The sequence below is a fragment of the Plantibacter sp. AC185 genome, assembly GCF_979258065.1.
This window is the reverse complement of the sequence record NZ_OZ409831.1, coordinates 730,683-752,140: the sequence shown is the minus strand read 5'-3', so window position 1 is coordinate 752,140 and position 21,458 is coordinate 730,683. Positions and strand designations below refer to the sequence as shown.

The following is a 21,458-nucleotide window of genomic DNA, read 5'->3' as shown; positions in this document are numbered from 1 at the left end:
TTGCGCTACGCCCACCGTAGCGCAACGGGATGGGTGCGCATAGGGAGGGCCCTGGTGACGGTGTGGTCGTCAGTCCCAGCGAGGGTCGTCAGGGTCGGGGGAGTCCTCGCCGTCGGCGTCGGTCATGATCGTCGCCCCGTCGATCCAGGCCGTCAGGGCGTCGCCGTGCAGCTGCTCAGGGGCGGGAGCGCCGAAGAGCTGCGGGTGCGTCACGGCCGCGAGCGGTGCGTCGCTCGCGAAGACGACGACGTTGCCGAGCGGCCCCTCGTCGTCGACCGGATCGAAGTCGAGGACGACGGCGACGTGCGCGAACACGGCTCGCAGCGTCGCCGCCTGGCGTCGCGAGTAGTCGAACGGGCTGCCGTCGAGGAGGTTCACCGCGATCACGCCGTCGTCCGCCGACCGCGCCGCCACCCGGCGGTAGAACTCGAGGCTCGCGACCCGACGGTGGATCACCGCGGCGTCCCAGAGGTCGACGACGGTCACCTTCGCGTCCTGCCAGGCCGTGACGTCCGCGTCGGTGGTGGCGGCTTCGTCGATCGGCTCGTCCGCGACGGCCCTGGCGTCACCGAAGCGGACCTCGACCCGGTGGCCGTCCGGGAGCGGCAGCGCGTCCAGCATCCCGGCGTACAGCTCCGGCTCGAACTCGACGACGAGCTGCGGCGATCCCGGACGCGTCGCCTGGACGTAGCGGGGGAGCGTCAGCGCGCCGGCACCGAGGTGGACGACGAAGAGCTCCTCGCCCGCCGGGGCCTCGGCGTCGATCACGCGCGCGATGTGCCGGATGTAGGGGTACTCGAGCAAGCGGGGATCCGCGAGGGAGACCACCGACTGCGGGATGTCGTCGACGCTGAGCTCGTAGCGCAGCGTCCGCTTGTCGAGGAGGGTGATCCGGGCGTCGCGACGGCCGAACGGGAGCCGGCGGGAACGGGAGAACAGAGGCACCCGTGCAGCCTACGGTGCACGGGCGGTGGTCGACGCCCGGGCCCGGTATCGTTGACCGGATATGGCACACCTTCTCGGCGCTGAAGCGCTCCACCTCGAGTACCCGACCAAGGTCGTCTTCGACGGCATCACGATCGGGGTGAACGAGGGCGACCGCATCGGTATCGTCGGCCGCAACGGCGACGGCAAGTCCACGCTCCTCGGCCTCCTCGCCGGCCGCAAGGAGCCCGACTCCGGACGCGTGACGGTGCGCAACGGCGTCACGGTCGGCGTACTCGACCAGTCCGACACCCTCGACCACGACAAGACCGTCGGCCAGACCATCGTCGGCGGCTTCGACGAGCACGAGTGGGCGGGCGACCCGAAGGTCCGCGACGTCATCTCCGGCCTCGCCTCCGACATCGCCTGGGACGCCCTCGTCGCCGACCTCAGCGGTGGTCAGCGCCGCCGGGTCGCGCTCGCGGCCCTGCTCGTGGGCGACCACGACATCCTCTTCCTCGACGAGCCCACGAACCACCTCGACGTCGAGGGCATCACCTGGCTCGCGCAGCACCTCAACCGTCGCTGGTCGAAGAACTCCGGTGGCCTGCTCGTCGTGACCCACGACCGGTGGTTCCTCGACGCCATCTGCACGGCCACGTGGGAGGTGCACGACCGCATCGTCGAGCCCTTCGAGGGTGGGTACGCGGCGTACGTCCTGCAGCGCGTCGAGCGCGACCGCTCCGCCGCGGTCTCCGAGGCCAAGCGCCAGAACCTCATGAAGAAGGAGCTCGCCTGGCTGCGCCGTGGCGCTCCCGCCCGCACGGCCAAGCCGAAGTTCCGCATCGAGGCCGCCAACGCGCTCATCGCCGACGAGCCGCCCGTGCGCAACGCGGTCGAGCTGGCCGGCATGGCGACCGCCCGCCTGGGCAAGGACGTCGTCGACATCCTCGACGTCACCGTGTCCTACGGCGACCGGACGGTCATCAAGGACGTCGAGTGGCGCATCGCCCCGGGCGAGCGCACCGGCATCCTCGGCGTGAACGGCGCCGGCAAGTCCACCCTCCTCGGGCTCGTCACGGGCGAGGTCGAAGCGACCGAGGGGCGCGTCAAGCGCGGCAAGACCGTGCAGGTCGCGACGCTCACGCAGCAGCTCGACGAGCTCGCCGAGTACGAGCAGGACCGCGTGAGCGACGTCATCGGGCGCAAGCGCACGAGCTACGTCGCCGGCGGCAAGGAGATGACGCCGGGACAGCTGCTCGAGCGCCTCGGCTTCACGAGCGCGCAGCTGTCGACGCCGGTGAAGGACCTCTCGGGTGGCCAGCGCCGCCGCCTGCAGCTTCTGCTCATCCTCCTCGACGAGCCGAACGTCCTCGTCCTCGACGAACCGACCAACGACCTCGACACCGACATGCTCGCCGCCATGGAGGACCTCCTCGACTCGTGGCCGGGCACCCTGCTCGTCGTCTCGCACGACCGGTACTTCCTCGAGCGCGTGACCGACCAGCAGTACGCGATCATGGACGGCCACTTCCGGCACCTGCCCGGCGGTATCGACCAGTACCTGGAGCTCAACGCCGGGACGGCCGGCAGCCGCTCGCAGGAGCACGACCGCCCGACGGCCTCCGGCGGTGGCCCGACCAAGAAGACGCCGAAGCTGAGCGGTGCGGAGCTCCGGAACGCGCAGCAGGAGATCAAGGCGATCGACCGCAAGCTCCACAAGCTCAACGGTCAGATCGAGCAGGCGCACGAGAAGGTCGCGGTCCACGACCAGAACGACTTCGCCGGGATCACCGCGCTCGGCGCGAAGATCCAGGCCATGTACGGCGAGATCGCCGACCTCGAGGTCCGCTGGTTGGAGCTCTCCGAGCTCGTCGAGTAGTCCACTCGCGGCGGCCGGACCACCTCGATGGTCGCTCTGTTCCGAAGTGTTACGCACCGGTTCGTCATCCCTGCTAGGCCGACGTACCGTCGAATCAGCGTCCACCGGCGCGCACCACCCGAAAGAGGAATCACAGCAATGACCTTCTCGAAGAAGCTTCTGGCCGGACTGGCCATCATCCCCGCCATCGCGCTCCTCGCCGGATGCGCCGGCGGCTCAGGCGCAGGCGCCGCCGCTGAAGACAAGGGCACCGAGGCGAACCCCGTCAAGATCGGCGTCGTCGGCGCGAGCGATCCCTACTGGGAGACGTACAAGGAGGCCGCCGAGAAGGAGGGCATCGTCGTCGACATCATCGACTTCGGCGAGTACACGCAGCCGAACCCGGCGCTCACCGAGGGCGAGATCGACCTCAACCAGTTCCAGCACATCGTCTACCTCGCGCAGTACAACGAGGCCTCGGGTGAGGACCTCACGCCGATCGGCTCGACGGCGATCTACCCCCTCGGCCTCTACTCGACCAAGGTCGACAGCGTCAAGGACATCAAGAAGGGCGACACGATCGCCATCCCGAACGACGAGAGCAACCAGGCTCGTGCGCTCCTCGTCCTGCAGTCCGCAGGCCTGCTGGAGCTGAAGGACGGCGGCAACATCTTCTCGACGCCGGACGACATCATCGCCGACAAGTCGAAGGTCACCGTCACCTCGCTCGAGGCATCGCTGACGCCGACCTCGCTGCCTGACGTCACCGGCGCGATCATCAACAACGACTTCATCAACGACTCCGGTCTCAAAGCGTCCGACGCGATCGCCGAGGACGACCCGTCCGACCCGAACGCGCTGCCGTACGTCAACATCTTCGCCGCAAAGGCCGCAGACGCCGACAACGAGACGTACGCGAAGCTCGTGAAGATCTACCAGGACACGAAGTCCGTCGTCGACGGCGTCGTGGAGAACTCCGGCGGTACCGCGGTTCCGCTGAAGACCCCGGTCAAGGACCTCGTCAAGTCGCTCGAGACCGTCCAGAAGGACATCAAGGCCAAGGGCTGATCCAACGTTCAGAGCGTTCCTGTGGGAGGCTGTCATCCGCTCCCACAGGAACGCTTCGTCGTTTCACCGCCTCCTGATCACCCGACACACCGAGGACACCCCCATGCCACTCGTCAGCCTCCGAGACGTCGCGAAGCGGTACCCGTCTCCGCAGAAGGGCGCCGCACCGATCGCCGCGATCGACGGCGTCGACCTCGACATCGAGGCCGGTGACGTCTTCGGGATCATCGGCTACTCGGGAGCCGGCAAGTCGACCCTCGTCCGCCTCATCAACGCGCTCGAGCCCGCGACGTCGGGGAGCATCGTCGTCGACGGTACCGAGGTGACGACGCTCTCGGAGCGCGGTCTCCGCGACCTCCGCCTCGGCATCGGGATGATCTTCCAGCAGTTCAACCTCTTCAACTCCAAGTCGGTGCGGAAGAACATCGCGTACCCGCTCGAGGTCGCCGGGCGCTCCCGGGCCGAGATCCGCACCCGGGTCGACGAGCTGCTGAAGTTCGTCGGGCTGTCCGACAAGGCCGACAACTACCCCGACCAGCTCTCCGGCGGACAGAAGCAGCGCGTCGGCATCGCTCGCGCGCTCGCGACCTCGCCCCGGATCCTGCTCGCGGACGAGGCGACGAGCGCCCTCGACCCCGAGACCACGCAGGAGGTCCTGGCGCTGCTCAAGCAGGTGAACCGCGACCTCGGCGTGACCATCGTCGTGATCACCCACGAGATGGAGGTGATCCAGTCGCTCGCGACGAAGGTCGCCGTCATGGAGCGCGGCAAGGTCATCGAGCGGGGCGACGTCTTCGAGGTGTTCTCCGACCCGCAGCACGCCGCGTCCAAGCGCTTCGTGTCGACGGTCATCAAGGGCGTCCCGTCGCCGGCCGAGCTGGCGGTACTTAAGGAACGACACGTCGGGCGCATCGTCACCCTGTCCTTCCGCGACGGCGACGCCTCGCAGGCGGGCGTCTTCCTCACGCTCGCGCAGGCGGGCGTCGACTTCGAGCTCGTCTACGGCGGGATCAACGACATCCAGGGTCGTGCATTCGGCCACCTGACGCTCGCCCTCCGCGGCGACGACCAGACGATCGACGGAGCGCTGACCGCCATCGGATCCCAGGCCACCGTGACGGAGGTGCGCTGACATGGACGCACTGATCGATCTGCTCCCGAAGCTCGGCGACGCGACCGTCGAGACCCTCTACCTCGTCTCCTTCAGCCTGCTCTTCGGTGGGATCGCCGGACTCGTCGTCGGCACCGGGCTCTACGTGACGCGGCCCGGCAACCTCTACTCGCACCCGGTGCTCTACGGCGTGCTCAACGTGATCGTGAACATCTTCCGGCCGATCCCGTTCATCATCTTCCTCGCGGCCGCCCAGCCGCTCTCACGACTCGTGATCGGCACCGGCATCGGCGCGAACGCGTTCATCTTCATCATCTCCCTGGCGGCGACCTTCGGCATCAGCCGGATCGTCGAGCAGAACCTGCTGACCGTCTCGCCCGGCGTCATCGAAGCTTCGCGTGCCGCGGGTGCGAGCCGGCTCCGGACGTTGCTGAGCATCGTCCTCCCGGAGGCGCTCGGTCCGCTGATCCTCGGCTACACCTTCGTGTTCGTGGTGATCGTCGACATGTCGGCGGTCGCGGGCTTCATCGGCGGCGGTGGGCTCGGTGCCTTCGCGATCCAGTACGGCTTCCGCCAGTTCGAGCCGGTCGTCACGTGGGCCGCGGTGATCATCATCATCCTGCTCGTGCAGCTCATCCAGTTCTTCGGCAACTGGCTGGCCCGGAAGATCCTCCGCCGCTGATCGGTCCCTGAGCCACCCCACCCGGTCCCTGAGCCACCCCACCCGGTCCCTGAGCTTGTCGAAGGGCGCACTTCGACAGGCTCAGTGACCGAGCGTGCTCCGCTAGTCGAAGTCGAGGCTGAGCTTCCGCAGCAGGACGGTCAGTCGGGCCTGTTCGGTCGAGCTCAGCCCGTCGAGCAGGTCCGCCTCGGCGTCGACGAGGCGTGTGATGGCCGCGTCGACCGTGTTGAGTCCCGCGTTCGTCATCTGCACGAGGATGCCGCGGCCGTCGTTGGGGTCGCCCTGGCGTTCGACGAGTCCGCGCTCGACGAGGCGGTCGATGCGGTTCGTCATCGTGCCGCTCGAGACGAGCGTCTGGAGCAGCAGGGCCTTCGGACTCAGTCGGTAGGGGGAGCCGGCGCGACGGAGCGCCGCGAGGACGTCGAACTCCCACGGCTCGAGGTTCGACCGCGTGAAGGCCGCCCGACGCGCCCGGTCGAGGTGGCGTGACAGCCGGGCGACACGGGAGAGGATCTGGAGGGGCGAGAAGTCGAGGTCCGGGCGCTCGCGGTTCCAGGCGTCGACGATCCGGTCGACCTCATCGGTGCTAGCTGGCATCCCACCATTATCGAGGCACGGAAGCCGGTCGGCCTGAATCGGGCGCCGGATGCTGAATCGACGGTCGTCCATCCATGGCAGAATTGACCACGCTCCGCCGTCAGGCTGAGTGGTCCGCCATAGTGTAACGGCAGCACGGCAGCCTTTGGAGCTGTTCGGTCCAGGTTCGAATCCTGGTGGCGGAGCGACCGATCACCGACCGGGCGAGTGCCCGGACCGAGGGGGAGTACACGTGACCGACGACCGTCTGGCCATCATCATCCTGGCTGCTGGCCAGGGAACCCGCATGAAGTCGGCGCTGCCGAAACTCCTGCACCCGCTCGGCGGCGTGCCGATCGTCGGCCACGTGCTGGCGACCGCCCGCTCGCTCGACGCCGGGCACGTCATCGCCGTGGTCCGCCACGAGCGCGACCGCCTCGTCGAGGCCATCGAGTCGGAGCTCCCGGGTGCGACCATCGTCGACCAGGACGAGGTGCCCGGCACCGGTCGCGCGGTGGAGCAGGCGCTCCTGGCACTGCCCGACGACTTCGACGGCGACGTCCTCGTGGTCAACGGCGACGTCCCGTTGCTGAACGCCGCCACGCTCACCACGCTCATCGAACGCCACCGCAACCACGACGTCGCGGCGACGATCCTCTCGGCCATGCCCGACGACGCGACCGGCTACGGACGCATCATCCGCACCGAGGCCGGGGCACTCGACTACATCGTCGAGCAGAAGGACGCGACCGACGCCGAGCGGGCCGTCAACGAGATCAACGCCGGGGTCTACCTCTTCGGCGTGAGCCAGCTCCGCGACGCCCTCGCCGAGGTCACCACCGACAACGCCCAGGGGGAGATGTACCTCACGGACGTCATCGGCCTCCTGCGACGCGCTGGCTCCGAGGTCTCGGCGCTCCCCGTGAGCGACTCCTGGCTGGTCGAGGGCATCAACGACCGCGCCCAGCTGAGCGCCGCCGCGGCCAAACTGAACGCCCTCCTCGTGCGCGCCTGGCAGCTCGCCGGCGTGACCGTCCAGGACCCGGCCACGACGTGGATCGACATCAAGGCGCGGCTGCACGCCGACGTCACCCTGCTTCCCGGGACGCAGATCCTCGGCGCGACGGTCGTCGAGTCCGGTGCGACGATCGGTCCGGACACCACGCTCATCGACACCGAGGTCGGCGCTGGTGCGCGCGTCCGCCGCACGGACGCGACGCTGTCGGTCATCGGTGCCGGTGCCGAGGTCGGGCCGTTCGCCTACCTGCGACCCGGCACGGTGCTTGGCGAGCGCGGCAAGATCGGCACCTTCGTGGAGACGAAGAACGCGCAGATCGGTGAGGGCAGCAAGGTCCCGCACCTCAGCTACATCGGCGACACCGAGATCGGCGTCGAGTCGAACGTCGGTGCCGGCACGATCACCTCGAACTACGACGGTGTGCACAAGCACCGCACGACCATCGGATCGCACGTCCGCACCGGCGCGCACAACACGCTCGTCGCCCCGGTCAGCGTCGGCGACGGCGCATACTCCGGTGCCGGCACCGTCATCCGCAAGGACGTCCCGGCAGGGGCGCTGGCGTTGACGGTCGCGCAGCAGCGCAACGTCGAGGGCTGGGTCGAGCAGAAGCGCCCGGGTACGGCGGCTGCGACGGCTGCCGGCGCTGCCTCGGCGGCACCGACCGTGGATGCCGTGTCGGACGACACGGCTGCGGCTGGTAACGTCGACTCGTGAGTGAGGCCGGAGGATTCCGGCAGAAGGCAGGGTCTGTGTCAGGCATCACGGCGGACAACAAGAAGCAGCTGGTTCTCGTCTCCGGACGAGCCCACCCGGAACTCGCCGAGGCGATCGCGGCGGAGCTCGACTCCGAGCTCCTCCCCACCGATGCCAGGACCTTCGCCAACGGCGAGATCTATGCCCGGTACGACGAGAGCATCCGCGGCACCGACGTCTTCGTCATCCAGTCGCACACCGCTCCGATCAACGAGTGGCTCATGGAGCAGCTCATCATGGTCGACGCGGCCAAGCGGGCGAGCGCCAAGCGCATCACCGTGGTCGCCCCGTTCTACCCGTACGCCCGCCAGGACAAGAAGGGTCGCGGACGCGAGCCGATCTCTGCCCGCCTCGTCGCCGACCTCTTCAAGGCCGCCGGTGCCGACCGCATCATGTCGGTCGACCTCCACGCCGCGCAGATCCAGGGCTTCTTCGACGGTCCCGTCGACCACCTCTTCGCGATGCCGGTCCTCCTCGAGCACTTCCGTGCCAAGCTCGACGCGTCGACGCTGACGGTCGTCTCGCCCGACATGGGCCGCGTCCGTGTGGCCGACATCTGGAGCGACAAGCTCGGTGCGCCGCTCGCCATCATCCACAAGCGCCGCGACCCGCTGGTCCCCAACCAGGTCAGCGTCCACGAGATCGTCGGCCAGGTCGAGGGCCGGGTCTGCCTGCTCGTCGACGACCTGATCGACACCGGACGCACGATCGTCAAGGCGGCCGAGGCGCTCAAGAACGCCGGCGCCATCGGCGTCGTCGTCGCGGCCACCCACGCGGTGTTCTCCGACCCGGCGGTCGAACTCCTGCAGAGCGACGCTATCGACTCCGTCGTCGTCACCGACACGCTGCCGGTCGACGAGGCCAAGCGTTTCGACAAGCTGACCGTCCTCTCGATCGCGCCGCTCATCGCCCGCGCGATCCACGAGGTCTTCGACGACGGCTCCGTGACGAGCATGTTCGACGGCGCCGCGTAATCCCGTCACCCTCCGCTGGTACGCAGAACGCCCGGTCCGAACTCGGACCGGGCGTTCTGCGTCTGCAGGCCGTGGGCTAGTGGCTCGAGCCCGCCTGCTCGACCTCGCTGCGGTCGCCCGACCAGAGGGTGTGGAACGTGCCGTCGAGGTCGACGCGCTTGTAGGTGTGCGCGCCGAAGAAGTCGCGCTGGCCCTGGACGAGCGCTGCGGGCAGACGCTCGGCGCGGAGGCCGTCGTAGTACGACAGCGACGACGAGAACGCCGGTGAGGGGATGCCGGCCTGAGCGGCTGCGACGACCACGCGGCGCCAGCTGTCCTGCGCCTCAGCGACGGCGTCGCTGAAGTAGGGTGCCGTCACGAGGGCGACCAGCTCGGGGTTCTCCTCGTAGGCCTCGGTGATGCGGTTGAGGAACTGTGCACGGATGATGCAGCCGCCGCGCCAGATCTTCGCGATCTCGCCCTTCTTGATGTCCCAGCCGTATTGCTCGGCACCGGCGACGATCTCGTCGAAGCCCTGCGAGTAGGCGATGATCTTCGACGCGTAGAGCGCCTGGCGCACGTCCTCGACGAACTGGTCGGGGTCGGCGACGGTCCACTCCTCGGAGGGACCGGCGAGTTCGCGGGCCGCTGCGCGCTGCGCCGGCTTCGACGACAGCGAACGGGCGAACACGGCCTCTGCGATGCCCGACACCGGGATGCCGAGGTCGAGTGCCGTCTGCACGGTCCACGCGCCGGTGCCCTTGGCGCCGGCCTGGTCGAGGATGACGTCGACGAGCGGCTGCCCGGTCTTCGCGTCGACCTGCTTGAGGACCTCGGCGGTGATCTCGATCAGGTAGCTCTCGAGCGTGCCGCGGTTCCACTCGGCGAAGATCTCCGCGATCTCTGCCGGCGACTTGCCGGTGCCGCGACGGATGAGGTCGTAGGCCTCGGCGATGAGCTGCATGTCCGCGTACTCGATGCCGTTGTGGATCATCTTGACGAAGTGGCCGGCGCCGTCGGTGCCGACGTGGGTGACGCAGGGCTCACCCTCGGCGATCGCGGCGATAGACTTGAGGATGGGGCCGAGGGTCTCCCACGCTTCGGCGGAGCCGCCCGGCATGATCGACGGTCCCTTGAGGGCGCCCTCCTCGCCGCCGGAGATACCGGCGCCGACGAAGTTGATGCCGGTCTCGCGGACGGCCTTCTCGCGGCGGATGGTGTCGGTGAAGAGTGCATTGCCGCCGTCGACGATGATGTCGCCGGGCTCGAAGACCTCGGTGAGCTGCTGGATGACGGCGTCGGTGCCCTTGCCCGCCTGCACCATGATGATCGCGGTGCGTGGCTTCGAGAGCGACGCAGCGAACTCCTCGATGGTCTTCGACGCGACGAAGCCGGCCTCGGGGTGCTCGCTCACGAGCAGGTCGGTGCGTTCGGGGGAGCGGTTGTACACGGCGACCGTGTTGCCCTCGCGGCTCGCCAGGTTGCGCGCGAGGTTGCTGCCCATGACGGCCAGACCGACGACGCCGATGTTGGCGCGAGCTTCGGCGGTGTTCACCATGTGGTTCTCCTTCAGAGTGGGTGATGCGGGAAGCGTTCCGAGTGCTCAGGAGTCGACGGGGCGGCTGCAGGACAGCGGCGACACCCTCGTCGATCCGGGCACGGCCCGTCCTGCAACCGTAGCAAAGGGAGGTGTCGCTCCACCGCTCAATGACCTCGCGTGCAGGTGAGGTCCCAGCGGACCGTGCGGGGGTGTCCGGTATCGTGCTGTGCGGGTCGGGCGAGCCGGCCGACCGGCCGTCGGCCGGAGACCACAGGGGGTTCCGTGTGAATGCACCGCTCGTCGTCGTCATGGGCGTGTCCGGGTCAGGGAAGAGCACGACCGGAGTGCTGATCGCCGACCGGCTCGGGGTGCCCTTCGTCGACGCCGACGCCCTGCACCCGCTCGAGAACGTGCGGAAGATGGCCGCCGGAACCCCGCTCGAGGACCCCGACCGCTGGCCCTGGCTGGCCCTCGTGGGCAAAGCCCTCGCCGACGCCTCGGACACGGGCCTCGTGATGGCCTGCTCCGCACTCCGGCGGGCCTACCGGGAGGCGATCCTCGCGGAGGCGCCCGGGGTGCGGTTCGTGCTCCTGCACGGCTCGCGCGAGGTGCTCGGACGCCGGATGGAGGGCAGGAGCGGTCACTTCATGCCGCCATCGCTCCTCGACTCGCAGTTCGCGCTCCTCGAAGACCTGGACGCCGACGAGCCGGGGTTCGTCGTCGACGTCGATGCCACCGTCGACGAGATCGTGGACGAGGCGGTCGCGGGCCTCAGCGCGGTGCGATAGACTCTCCCACTGAACTTCGGCGAGGGAAGCGGCCCGTGGCAGCTTCCGTGATCGACGCGGTGGTCTGGCTTCCGGCTTTTCCTCACGCAGATACGCGTTCGAGTTGACTCATCCATTCCGCCGCGCATCGTCGCGGCACGACCAACCGGGTGCAAGACCCGTGAGGAGAACATCATGTCCGATGACCTGAAGGTCACCGCGGAACTCCGCGAATCGTTCGGCAAGGGCGCAGCCCGCAAGCTCCGTGCCCTCGGCAAGATCCCGGCCGTGCTCTACGGCCACGGCACCGAGCCCGTGCACGTCTCGCTGCCCGGCCACCAGATGCTGCTCATCCTCCGCAAGTCCAACGCGGTGCTCGAGCTCGACATCGCCGGCAAGGGCCAGCTCGCGCTGGTCAAGGACGTCCAGAAGGACCCCGTGCGCCAGATCATCGAGCACCTCGACCTCATCGTGGTCAAGAAGGGCGAGAAGGTCCAGGTCGACATCCCCGTGACCATCGAGGGCGAGTCCGCCGCCGGCACCATCCTCAACCAGGACGCCACCACGGTGAGCCTCGAGGTCGAGGCGACCCACATCCCCGAGCGCGTCACCGTCAGCGTCGAGGGCCTCGAAGAGGGCGCCCAGATCCTGGCCGGCGACCTCGAGCTCCCGAAGGGCGCTTCGCTCATCACCGAGGCCGACGTACTCATCGTGGCGATCACCGTCCCGGCCGCTCCGGCGGACGAGGAGACGGAGGCCGCTGAGGCCGCCGCCGAGGAGACCGCAGCCGAGGCCGCGGAGTAGTCAGCACTCCAGCAGACGAACCTGTCGCCCGCCCGCCCCGATAGTCTCGGTGCATGGCAGGCGGCAGGTTCGCTCGGTTTCTGGCCGGTCTCACCGGTCGCGCCGAGGCGTTCGATCAGGAAGGCAGCATGGCTGCAGACACGTGGCTCATCGTCGGACTCGGGAACCCGGGCGAGCAGTACGCCCGCAACCGGCACAACGTCGGGCAGATGGTCCTCGACGAGCTCGCGAAGCGGATCGGCGGAACCTTCAAGACCCACAAGGGCAACGCGCGCGTGGCCGAGGGGCGGCTCGTGCCGGGTGGCCCGAAGCTCGTCCTCGGCAAGCCGAACAGCTACATGAACCTCTCAGGCGGCCCGACCGCCGCGCTCGCCCAGTTCTTCTCCGTCGACCCCGACCACGTCATCGCCGTCCACGACGAGCTCGACATCCCCTTCGACTCGATCAAGCTCAAGCAGGGTGGTGGGCACGGCGGGCACAACGGCATCCGAGACATCGCCTCAGCGCTGAAGACCCCTGAGTTCCTGCGCGTCCGGGTCGGCATCGGAAGGCCGCCGGGCCGTCAGGACGCCGCCGACTTCGTCCTCAAGGACTTCGCGGGAACCGAGCGGGAGCAGCTTCCTATGCTGGTCTCCGACGCGGCCGATGCGGTCGAACTCCTCGTGAACGAGGGCCTGTTGGCTGCACAGACCCGGTTCCACGGCGCCTGACACCCGCTCAGCCGAGTGGTGCGCGGACCCGTCGGCCCTGGCGCGTGCCGGCGCCGACGAGCACCGCGCCCACCAGGAGCAGTCCGCTGATGAGCAGTGCGGTGGAGAGCGGGACCTCTGCTCCCGTCCGGACCAACGGCGCCTGCGGTTCGAGTGGCGCGACCCTCCACACGATGCCGAGCGAGGTGTGGAGCGCCCCCGTCGAGACGCGGGGTGCGTCCGGGAGCGGCAGACGACCGGTGTCGGCGGCCGTCACCGACCCGATGGCGGAGTGGTCCGACGCGCGCGAGTACCCGGTCAGGACCGCCTCGAACGCGTGGGCGAACGAGCCGTCGTCGAGCGCGGCCGGCGTCAGGACGAGCGGTTCGGTACTGGCGCAGACCGTCGAGGTGCCAGGCTCGATGAGCTGGCTGGTGCAGGTGAGGCGGGTGTCCGGCGTCTCCGCGAGCGTGATGTCGCCCAGCGCGTTCGCGCCGGTGTTGGAGACCGTCGCGATGACGCGCAGCCGGTCACCCGGGTCGGTCGTGACGGTCTCGCCCTCGACTGGAATCCATGATCCGTCGGCACCCTGGATCTCGAGGCGGACGGTGCCCTCCACGGCCAGCTCAGGGACGAGCACGCGGTAGGTGGTCTCGTCCGTGCTGCTCAGTTCCGAGGCGGTCTGTTCCACGCGGACGACCGCTTCGCCGGACTCGACGGTCACGGTGCTCGTGCAACTCCAGCGGCCGGACGCGTCGACGGTGGTCTCACACAACGTGTGGCCCTCGCCGTCGCGCACCGTGATGTCGGCGCCCGGCTCGCCCGTTCCAGCGAAGGTCGGTCGTGAGGACTCCACGAGGGCATCGGACACCGGGCTCTCGATCACGACCCGGTCGATGGCCGTCAGGGCCGGCTGCGAGCCGATGTCGAGCCCGCGGACGGCGTCACCCGCCAGGGCGACGGTCAGCGCGCCACGAGCGACCGGTGTGGCGTCGACCTCGATCGTGCAGGACTCCTCGCCTGTCGCGAGGTCGCCGGTGAACGCGATGTCGGCCCCGGACGCCGGAGCGGTCACCTCCGCCGTGCAACTCGCGCTGACGCGCGGATCGGCGGCGACCGCGAGTCCACCGGGCAAGGCCGTCTGCACGGACCAGCCGGCCTTCGCTGCGAGTTCCGGGGTGTTGCGCACGAGGAAGCGGAGGCGGACCGTTTCACCGACGACAGCGGTGTCCTCCGACAGCTCGACATCGAGGGTCGGGGTCACGTCGATGATGCTCAGATCGTCGAAGGCGTGATCGTTCCCGAATCCGCCGCCCTGCTCGTTGCGCATGACGACACCGATCGAGGTCGCATCCACCAGCATCGAGGCATCGGCGGTGAAGTGCCCCGCACGAGCGGGGACGCCGCCGTGGCTGAACGATTCGGCACGATCGTCCGTGCACGGGTCGATCGCCTGCTCGGACACCGGGTGTTCGACGCCGTCGGGGGTCCGCAGCGCGAGCTGCAGGGCGGTCGGGACCGTTGCGAAGCAGTTTAGGGACGCGACGTTCACGGAGGCGGTCAGGAAGCGGCCGGAACCGGTCGCGAGTGGGACCGGCGTGGTCGTCTCGAGCTCGACCGCGCCGTCGGGACCGTTCGTCTGGGTGTAGGCCGCAACGACGGAATTGGACCTCGGATCGGTGCCGTTGAGGATACCCAGCACTCCGGCGAGGGCTCGGACGTGCGCCAGGGCGCTCGGAACGTCCAGACAGTCGCCGGGCTCGGCGCCCGTCATGGAGGCGGACAGGATGAAGCCGTTGCACGCCGCTCGGTCCGTCCAGAAGTCGTCGGCGTCGAACCGCAGGTCCGAACGGCCCAGGTAGTCGCGGACCGACATGGGCGTACCGGTGTCGGGTGCGCGTTCGAAGTCCTCGTGGAAGACCTCCCCGCGTGGAGCACCCGCTGCGTCGGTCGTCGGCTCGGAAACCGACGCTCCGGCCGCTGACGGCTGGATCATCGAGAGCGTCCAGCCGACCGCCAGCACGAGGGTCGCGATCAGGATCGGACGGAGTGGGCTGGTCGAAACGCGCATGCAGCATCCCAAGAGATCATCGGATGGGGGGAGGCCGCCAGCGTAGCAGTACTGGTCTACTGGGATATCAGACGATCGAGGGGTGGGTGTCGACGGCGCGGAAGCCGACGGCTCAGGCTCGCATGTACCGCGAGATCAGGAGGTCGTCCGCGCGCAGGAGGTGCTGCAACCGCATCGCTCGCGGCACCTCGGACGCGGGACCTGTGGCGACCCGGACGCTTTCCCCGCCGACGAGGGTCGGACTGATCGTCAGACAGAGTTCGTCGACGGCGTCGGCAGCGATGAACGAGCCGAAGAGCGCCGGACCGCCCTCGCACAGGATCTGCCGCAGGCCACGGTCGGAGAGCGTCTGGACGACACGCGCCGGTTCGACGTGTTCGTCGCCGCATGCCACCACGTCGGCGACCGCCTCGAGTGCCGTGCGCTTCGCGGGGTCGGCGCGGTCGGTCGTCACGACGAGGGGCCGGACCGGTGCCTGGGTGAAGACCTCCGAGCGGAGATCGAGGTCGAGCGAGCCCGACACGATCGCGAAGACCGGGTGCAGGGGGAGGTCGTGGTCGTCGCGCCACGCCGCGGCGTCGACATCGAGCCGCATGGCACCGTAGCCCTCGTCGCGCACGGTCCCGGCACCGACGAGCACGACGTCCGCGAGTCGACGCAGGATGTCGAACACGGTCTTGTCGGCCGGGTCGCCGAGCCCGCCGGAGACGCCGTCGACGGTCGCCCCACCGTCCAGGCTCGTCACGAAGTTCACGCGGACGGTCGTGGCGGATCGGTCCTCGACGGTGTACGCCGCCACGAGTTCGTCGACCGACAGCGGTCGGTCCTGCGCGGGGACCAGGCTCGTGATGCTGGGGATGCTCATGCGACTCCTCGAGGGTTCCGGATCAGACGTTGTGGACGGGCGCCACCGGCCCTCGGAAGCCGAGGATCGCCTCGGTCATCCGCACGGCCGCGATCGACTCTGGTACGGCGTGCATCCGCACGATGCGGGCGCCGAGGAGGATGCACGCCGCCGCGGACACCAGGGAGCCCTCGAGGCGTTCCGACTTCGGTCGGTCGAGGGACTCGCCGATGAAGTCCTTGTTCGAGACCGCGGCGAGCGTCGGCAGCCCGAGCGCGGCGATCTCGTCGAACCGACGGGTGAGTTCGAGCGTCTGCACGGTGTTCTTGTTGAGGTCGTGCCCGGGGTCCACGATGAGCCGTGACTCGGGGACGCCGTGCGAGATCGCGAGGTCGACGCGGGCCGCGAGGAAGGCTGCGACCTCACCGGCGACGTCGTCGTAGTGTGGGCGGGGATGCGGCTGCCTCGGCCTGGCCAGACTGTGCGTGATGACGAGGGTGGCGTCGCTCGCGGCGACGACGTCCGCGAGAGCCGGGTCGTGGATCCCCGTGGTGTCGTTGATGACGGAGGCGCCTGCCGCGATGCAGGCCTCCGCCACTTCGGGGCGGAAGGTGTCGACGGAGATGACGACGTCGCTCCGTGCGGCCAACGCCTCGACGACGGGGAGCACGCGGTCGAGTTCCTCGGCGCTGGGGATCTCCGGCCCCGGGGCGAACTTGGCTCCGCCGATGTCGACCCAGTCGGCGCCCTGTTCTGCGGCGCTCACGGCGGCGTCGACGGCTCGGTCGAGTGAGAACGTCGCGCCCTGGTCGAAGAAGGAGTCCGGGGTGCGGTTGATGATCGCCATGACCGCGACCTGCTTCGAGAAGTCGAACGTCCGCGCTCCGATCCGGCGGATCGGCTGACGGATCGGGGGAGCGGGAAGCCGCCGGTCCGTTCGGGGTGTCGGTCTGACCGGGGCTCCGTGCTCGTCATGGGTCAATCATGACGCGTCCGGCGCGCGAGGATGCCGCGTGACGCGTCGTCGCAGCCGATTGACAGCGGTGCCCGGCGGTGACCGACCGGCGATCGGGTGATGGGTGTCGGTGGCTCGGCGTAGGCTGTCCCGGTGACGCTTCAGGGTTTGACTCACGCGCTTCGGCGCGCCGCAACGATCGACGGTGCCCTCGCGTACGCGGGCAAGAGCGCGGACTTCTCCGTGATCGACGGGCTGCGTGCACCGCTCCTCGCGGCGCTCATGGACGAGCGTGGTCGGCAGGGGGCCGCCCAGGCGGCCCTCGTCGTCACCGCGACCGGCCGCGACTCCGAGCGGCTCCGCTCCGCGCTCAGCGACCTCATGCCCGAGGCCGAGATCGTCGAGTTCCCGGCCTGGGAGACGCTGCCGCACGAGCGCCTCAGCCCGAGCGCCGAGATCGTCGGCCGACGCCTGGAGGCGCTGCGGCGGCTCGGCGCCTGGACGGGGGAGCGGCCGTTCCTCCTCGTCGCCTCGGTGCGCGCCGCGCTGCAACCCGTGGCCGACAACCTCACCGAGACCGCTCCGATCGAGCTCGTCCAGGGCGGTCGCGGACACGACCTCGCCGCGATCGCGCTGCGCCTCGTCGAACTCGCGTACACCCGGGTCGACATGGTGTCGCGGCGTGGCGAGTTCGCGTTGCGCGGTGGCATCCTCGACGTCTTCCCGCCGGTCGCCGACCACCCGTACCGCGTCGAGTTCTTCGGCGACGAGGTCGACGGCATCCGGGCGTTCTCGGTCGCCGACCAGCGCTCACTGCCCGAGCCGGTCGACACGATCCGCCTGCCGCCCTCTCGGGAGCTGCTCCTCAGCCCGGCTGTCCGGCAGCGCGCCGCAGAGATGCAGCACGAGTTCCCGAGCCTCACCGGCATCCTCGAGAAGATCGCGGAGGGCATCGCGGTGGAGGGCATGGAGTCGCTCTCCCCGGCCCTCGTCGACCGCCTCGTCCCGATCACCCACTACCTGCCGGATGGAGCGGCGGTCGCCGTCGTCTCACCGGAGCGCGTCGTCACGCGGTCGATCAGCCTCGCCGAGACGAACCGCGAGTTCCTCGCCGCCGCATGGAGCGCCGCGACCGTCGGCGCGAACGCGCCGATCGACCTCGCCTCCGGCGACTTCATCTCGCTCGGCGCACTGAAGGAGTCCGTCACCTTCAGCGCTCCTGGCCAGCCGGCGCCAGACCACCCGTGGTGGACGTTCAGCGGCTTCCGCGCCGGCCCCGACGTCGAGACGCTCCCGGAGCACCTCGAACTCGACGAGCTCCTCACCGTCACGGTCGACGGCGACACCGTGCCGAGCTTCCACGGCAACGTCGAGGGCGCCATCGAACACGTCGCCGACCGCATCCGCGAGGGGTGGACGGTCATCGTCGCCGCCCGCGGGGTCGGTCTCGTCGAGCGCGCGGCGGACGTCCTCGCCGAGCACGAGATCGCCGCACGCATGGTCGACGAGCTGCCGGCCGATCCGGAGCCCGGCGTCGCCTACCTGCTGCAGGCCGACGTCGAGGGCGGCTTCGAACTCGAGACGTCGAAGCTCATGCTGCTCGGCGAGACCGAGTTCTACGGACGCACCGCCGGGTACGACTCGCGCCTGGTCAAGAAGCTCGCCACCAGACGCAAGAACGTCGTCGACCCGATGCAGCTCCGGTCCGGCGACTTCGTCGTGCACCAGACCCACGGCATCGGCAAGTTCGTCGAGATGACCCAGCGCGAGGTCTCGAGCGGTGGACGCAACCCGGTGAAGAGCACCCGCGAGTACCTCGTACTCGAGTACGCACCCTCCAAGCGCGGCTACCCGGGCGACAAGCTGCTCGTCCCCACGGACCAGCTCGACCTCCTCACCCGCTACGTCGGTGGCGAGGCTCCGCAGCTCAGCAAGATGGGCGGCAGCGACTGGTCGCAGGCGAAGAGCAAGGCGCGCAAGGCCGTCCGCGACATCGCCGTCGAGCTGGTCAAGCTCTACTCGGCGCGCATGGCGTCGAAGGGGCACGCCTTCGGCCCCGACACCCCGTGGCAGCGCGAGCTCGAGGAGGCGTTCCCGTTCGCGGAGACCCCCGACCAGCTGCAGACCATCGACGAGGTCAAGGCCGACATGGAGCGCGAGATCCCGATGGACCGCCTCCTCTCCGGCGACGTGGGGTTCGGGAAGACCGAGGTCGCCGTCCGTGCCGCGTTCAAGGCCGTCCAAGACGGCAAGCAGGTCGCGATGCTCGTGCCGACCACCTTGCTCGTCAAGCAGCACTTCGAGACCTTCCAGGAGCGGTTCGCCGGGTTCCCCGTGCACCTGCGGCCGCTCAGCCGGTTCCAGTCCGACAAGGAGGCGCGGGAGGCGCTCGCCGGACTCGCCGACGGCACGGTCGACGTCATCATCGGGACGCACCGTCTGCTGACCGACAAGGTGCACTTCAAGGACCTCGGCCTCGTCATCATCGATGAGGAGCAGCGGTTCGGTGTCGAGCACAAGGACGCCCTCAAGAAGCTGAAGACGAACGTCGACATCCTGGCGATGAGCGCGACCCCGATCCCGCGCACGCTCGAGATGGCGGTCACCGGCATTCGGGAGATGTCCACGCTTGCGACGCCACCGGAGGACCGCCACCCGATCCTGTCCTTCGTCGGTCCGTACAACGGCAAGCAGGTCGGTGCGGCGATCCGGCGCGAGCTCCTGCGCGAAGGCCAGATCTTCTTCGTGCACAACCGGGTCTCGTCCATCAGCCGCGTCGCGGCGGACCTCGCGGAGCTCGTCCCCGAGGCGCGCATCGCCATCGCCCACGGGCAGCTCGGCGAGGCCGCGCTCGAACAGGTCGTGGTCGACTTCTGGGAGCGCCGTTTCGATGTCCTCGTCTGCACGACGATCATCGAGACCGGCCTCGACATCTCGAACGCGAACACGATCATCATCGACCGCGCCGACAAGTACGGCCTGAGCCAGCTGCACCAGCTGCGGGGTCGTGTCGGTCGCGGCCGCGAGCGCGCCTACGCGTACTTCCTCTACGACGAGCACAAGCCGCTCTCCGAGACCGCCCACGACCGTCTCTCGACCATCGCGGCGAACAACGAGCTCGGCAGCGGCATGCAGGTCGCCCTGAAGGACCTCGAGATCCGTGGCGCCGGCAACATGCTCGGGGGCGAGCAGGCCGGCCACATCGCGGGCGTCGGCTTCGACCTCTATCTCCGCATGATCGGCGAGGCCGTGTCCACTTTCCGTGGCGACGTCGCCGAAGGGCAGACCGAGCTGCGGCTCGAACTGCCCGTCGACGCACACATCCCCGAGGAGTACGTCGACAGCGAGCGGCTGCGGCTGGAGGCCTACCAGAAGCTGTCGGCCGCGTCCGGACCTGCGGCCAAGGACGGCCAGATCGACCTCGTGATCGACGAACTCACCGACCGATACGGCGAGCCGCCGGCGCAGGTGAGCACGCTCATCGCCGTGTCGCGGCTCCGGCAGCGTGCACAGCGCTCGGGACTCAGCGACCTCATCGCCGTCGGACCGAACCTGCGGGTCACGCCCGCCGACCTCCCCGACTCCATCCAGACGCGGCTGCGACGCATGTATCCCGGCGCGAAGTACTTGGCCCAGACGAACACCGTCATCGTGCCGTTGCCGCGCGTCGGCGACGAACCGCTGGCCGACACCGACCTCATCGCCTGGGTGCAGCAGTTCCTGAACGCGATCTACCCGCTGCCGGAGGGCTCGACGTCGTCCTAGCGGGCAGCCGCAGATGGGCCCGCGGGACGACGGCGTCGGTACCCGCGGCCGATCCGACGGTCGTCGTCCATCCCTAGCGTGGAGGGATGAAGAAGTTCCTCCGCATCGTCCTCACCGGGATCGCAGCGCTCGTCGCGCTCGTGCTCGCCGGGCTCCTCACGACCACCATCGTCAACACCGCCGCATCGGCTGCTGAAGCCACGCGCATCGAGGAGTACGGGCAGCGGGTCGAGGTCGACGGCAAACGCATGAACGTGTCGGTGACGGGGGAGGGCGACCAGACGATCGTCCTCCTGCCCGGCTTCGGCACCGGTTCGCCCGTGCTCGACTTCTCGCCGCTCGTCGGGGAGCTCTCGTCCTCCTACCGGGTGGTCGTGGTCGAGCCCTTCGGCTACGGGCTCAGCGACCAGACCGACGTGCCGCGCACGACCGAGAACATCGTCTCCGAGATCCACGAGGCGGTCGCCGGGCTCGGCATCGACCGGTACGTGCTGATGGGACACTCCATCGCGGGGATCTACGCGCTGGACTACGTCGAGCGGTTCCGCGACGAGGTGACGGCGTTCGTCGGCATCGACAGCAGTGTGCCCGACCAGCCGGGTATGGACGCCGCGCTGCCGGTCGACGCCCTGCGTGCGGCGAAGGCACTCGGCATCACCCGGGTCGTCACGGCGCTGTCGGGCGACCCGTACCCGGATCCGCCGTACGACCAGCACACACGTGAGCAACTCGGGATGATCTCGCTGCGCAACACCTCGAGTGCGACGTCCTCGGACGAGATGTCGCGCATCGCGGCGAACTTCCGTGCGGCGAAGGGGAAGACCTTCCCCGTAGACCTCCCGGTGCTGCTCTTCGCCCAGCGGGACAACCCGACGGTGGAGGGGTGGCTGCCGCTCCATGAGGAGCAGGCTGCGAGCGTCGATCGAGGCGAGGTCGTGCCGCTCGATGCCGACCACTACCTGCACCACACGAAGTCCCGCGAGATCGCGGCGGACGTCGACCGCTTCGTCACGGCTCCAGGCGTCGGGTAGCCGGTCGCCGGGCCCGGCCGTCGGCCTGCGGACGGACGTATGC

At 69.2% G+C, this 21,458-nt stretch carries 17 protein-coding genes and 1 tRNA gene; 12 read left to right on the top strand and 6 right to left on the bottom strand.

Annotated elements, in window-relative coordinates; genetic code table 11:
* Window positions 1-69: 69 nt before the first annotated feature.
* Window positions 70-945, bottom strand: a complete 876-nt coding sequence (locus tag ACZZZB_RS03615) for a spermidine synthase (protein WP_194644316.1) — start codon at window positions 943-945, stop codon at window positions 70-72.
* Between the two features lie 61 nt (window positions 946-1,006).
* Here ACZZZB_RS03615 and ACZZZB_RS03610 point away from each other — a divergent pair, with 61 nt between their 5' ends.
* From ACZZZB_RS03610 to ACZZZB_RS03595, 4 genes are all read left to right on the top strand, one after another.
* Window positions 1,007-2,806 (top strand): ABC-F family ATP-binding cassette domain-containing protein, encoded by a 1,800-nt coding sequence (locus tag ACZZZB_RS03610; protein ID WP_194644317.1) that lies wholly within the window; start codon window positions 1,007-1,009, stop codon window positions 2,804-2,806.
* 138 nt (window positions 2,807-2,944) lie between these two features.
* Complete coding sequence (locus tag ACZZZB_RS03605) at window positions 2,945-3,853, top strand: MetQ/NlpA family ABC transporter substrate-binding protein (RefSeq protein WP_463529019.1); 909 nt, start codon at window positions 2,945-2,947, stop codon at window positions 3,851-3,853.
* 103 nt (window positions 3,854-3,956) lie between these two features.
* The gene (locus ACZZZB_RS03600; protein ID WP_463529018.1) at window positions 3,957-4,985 is read left to right on the top strand and encodes a methionine ABC transporter ATP-binding protein; all 1,029 of its coding nucleotides are present in this window, start codon (window positions 3,957-3,959) and stop codon (window positions 4,983-4,985) included.
* A 1-nt stretch (window position 4,986) separates the two neighbouring features.
* Window positions 4,987-5,646 carry a methionine ABC transporter permease gene (locus ACZZZB_RS03595; RefSeq protein ID WP_064296483.1) on the top strand — a complete coding sequence of 220 codons (660 nt, stop codon included), beginning with the start codon at window positions 4,987-4,989 and terminating at the stop codon, window positions 5,644-5,646.
* A 102-nt stretch (window positions 5,647-5,748) separates the two neighbouring features.
* Here ACZZZB_RS03595 and ACZZZB_RS03590 read toward each other — a convergent pair whose 3' ends face one another.
* Window positions 5,749-6,243: a MarR family winged helix-turn-helix transcriptional regulator gene (locus ACZZZB_RS03590; protein ID WP_064296482.1), complete on the bottom strand. Its 495-nt coding sequence runs from the start codon at window positions 6,241-6,243 to the stop codon at window positions 5,749-5,751.
* A 113-nt stretch (window positions 6,244-6,356) separates the two neighbouring features.
* On the opposite strand from ACZZZB_RS03590, the gene ACZZZB_RS03585 reads away from it, so the two are divergent.
* From ACZZZB_RS03585 to ACZZZB_RS03575, 3 genes are all read left to right on the top strand, one after another.
* Window positions 6,357-6,428, top strand: a tRNA-Gln gene (locus tag ACZZZB_RS03585).
* Between the two features lie 47 nt (window positions 6,429-6,475).
* Entirely contained in the window at window positions 6,476-7,957 is a 1,482-nt protein-coding gene (glmU, locus tag ACZZZB_RS03580; RefSeq protein ID WP_463529017.1) for a bifunctional UDP-N-acetylglucosamine diphosphorylase/glucosamine-1-phosphate N-acetyltransferase GlmU, read from the top strand.
* Between the two features lie 35 nt (window positions 7,958-7,992).
* Window positions 7,993-8,970, top strand: coding sequence for a ribose-phosphate diphosphokinase (locus ACZZZB_RS03575; RefSeq protein ID WP_079705464.1), 978 nt, complete (start codon window positions 7,993-7,995; stop codon window positions 8,968-8,970).
* Between the two features lie 76 nt (window positions 8,971-9,046).
* On the opposite strand, the gene gndA is transcribed toward ACZZZB_RS03575, so the two are convergent.
* A complete protein-coding gene (gndA, locus tag ACZZZB_RS03570) occupies window positions 9,047-10,507 on the bottom strand; it encodes an NADP-dependent phosphogluconate dehydrogenase (protein ID WP_079001993.1) in 1,461 nt (486 codons plus the stop codon).
* A 266-nt stretch (window positions 10,508-10,773) separates the two neighbouring features.
* Here gndA and ACZZZB_RS03565 point away from each other — a divergent pair, with 266 nt between their 5' ends.
* From ACZZZB_RS03565 to pth, 3 genes are all read left to right on the top strand, one after another.
* On the top strand, window positions 10,774-11,277 hold the full coding sequence (locus ACZZZB_RS03565; protein WP_229938709.1) for a gluconokinase: 504 nt from the start codon (window positions 10,774-10,776) through the stop codon (window positions 11,275-11,277).
* A gap of 174 nt (window positions 11,278-11,451) precedes the next feature.
* On the top strand, window positions 11,452-12,060 hold the full coding sequence (locus ACZZZB_RS03560; protein WP_079705465.1) for a 50S ribosomal protein L25/general stress protein Ctc: 609 nt from the start codon (window positions 11,452-11,454) through the stop codon (window positions 12,058-12,060).
* Between the two features lie 128 nt (window positions 12,061-12,188).
* Window positions 12,189-12,770 (top strand): aminoacyl-tRNA hydrolase, encoded by a 582-nt coding sequence (gene pth / locus ACZZZB_RS03555; RefSeq protein WP_086473844.1) that lies wholly within the window; start codon window positions 12,189-12,191, stop codon window positions 12,768-12,770.
* Between the two features lie 7 nt (window positions 12,771-12,777).
* On the opposite strand, the gene ACZZZB_RS03550 is transcribed toward pth, so the two are convergent.
* From ACZZZB_RS03550 to folP, 3 genes are all read right to left on the bottom strand, one after another.
* The gene (locus tag ACZZZB_RS03550) at window positions 12,778-14,820 is read right to left on the bottom strand and encodes an Ig-like domain-containing protein (RefSeq protein ID WP_463529016.1); all 2,043 of its coding nucleotides are present in this window, start codon (window positions 14,818-14,820) and stop codon (window positions 12,778-12,780) included.
* Window positions 14,821-14,932: 112 nt separating this feature from the next.
* A complete protein-coding gene (locus tag ACZZZB_RS03545) occupies window positions 14,933-15,685 on the bottom strand; it encodes a pyrimidine reductase family protein (RefSeq protein WP_463529015.1) in 753 nt (250 codons plus the stop codon).
* A 22-nt stretch (window positions 15,686-15,707) separates the two neighbouring features.
* Entirely contained in the window at window positions 15,708-16,511 is an 804-nt protein-coding gene (gene folP / locus ACZZZB_RS03540; protein ID WP_463529014.1) for a dihydropteroate synthase, read from the bottom strand.
* A gap of 261 nt (window positions 16,512-16,772) precedes the next feature.
* Between folP and mfd the strand changes: the two genes are divergently transcribed.
* Both mfd and ACZZZB_RS03530 read left to right on the top strand, forming a co-directional pair.
* Entirely contained in the window at window positions 16,773-20,384 is a 3,612-nt protein-coding gene (mfd, locus tag ACZZZB_RS03535; RefSeq protein WP_463529013.1) for a transcription-repair coupling factor, read from the top strand.
* Window positions 20,385-20,470: 86 nt separating this feature from the next.
* Entirely contained in the window at window positions 20,471-21,415 is a 945-nt protein-coding gene (locus ACZZZB_RS03530; RefSeq protein ID WP_463529012.1) for an alpha/beta fold hydrolase, read from the top strand.
* Window positions 21,416-21,458 lie beyond the last annotated feature (43 nt).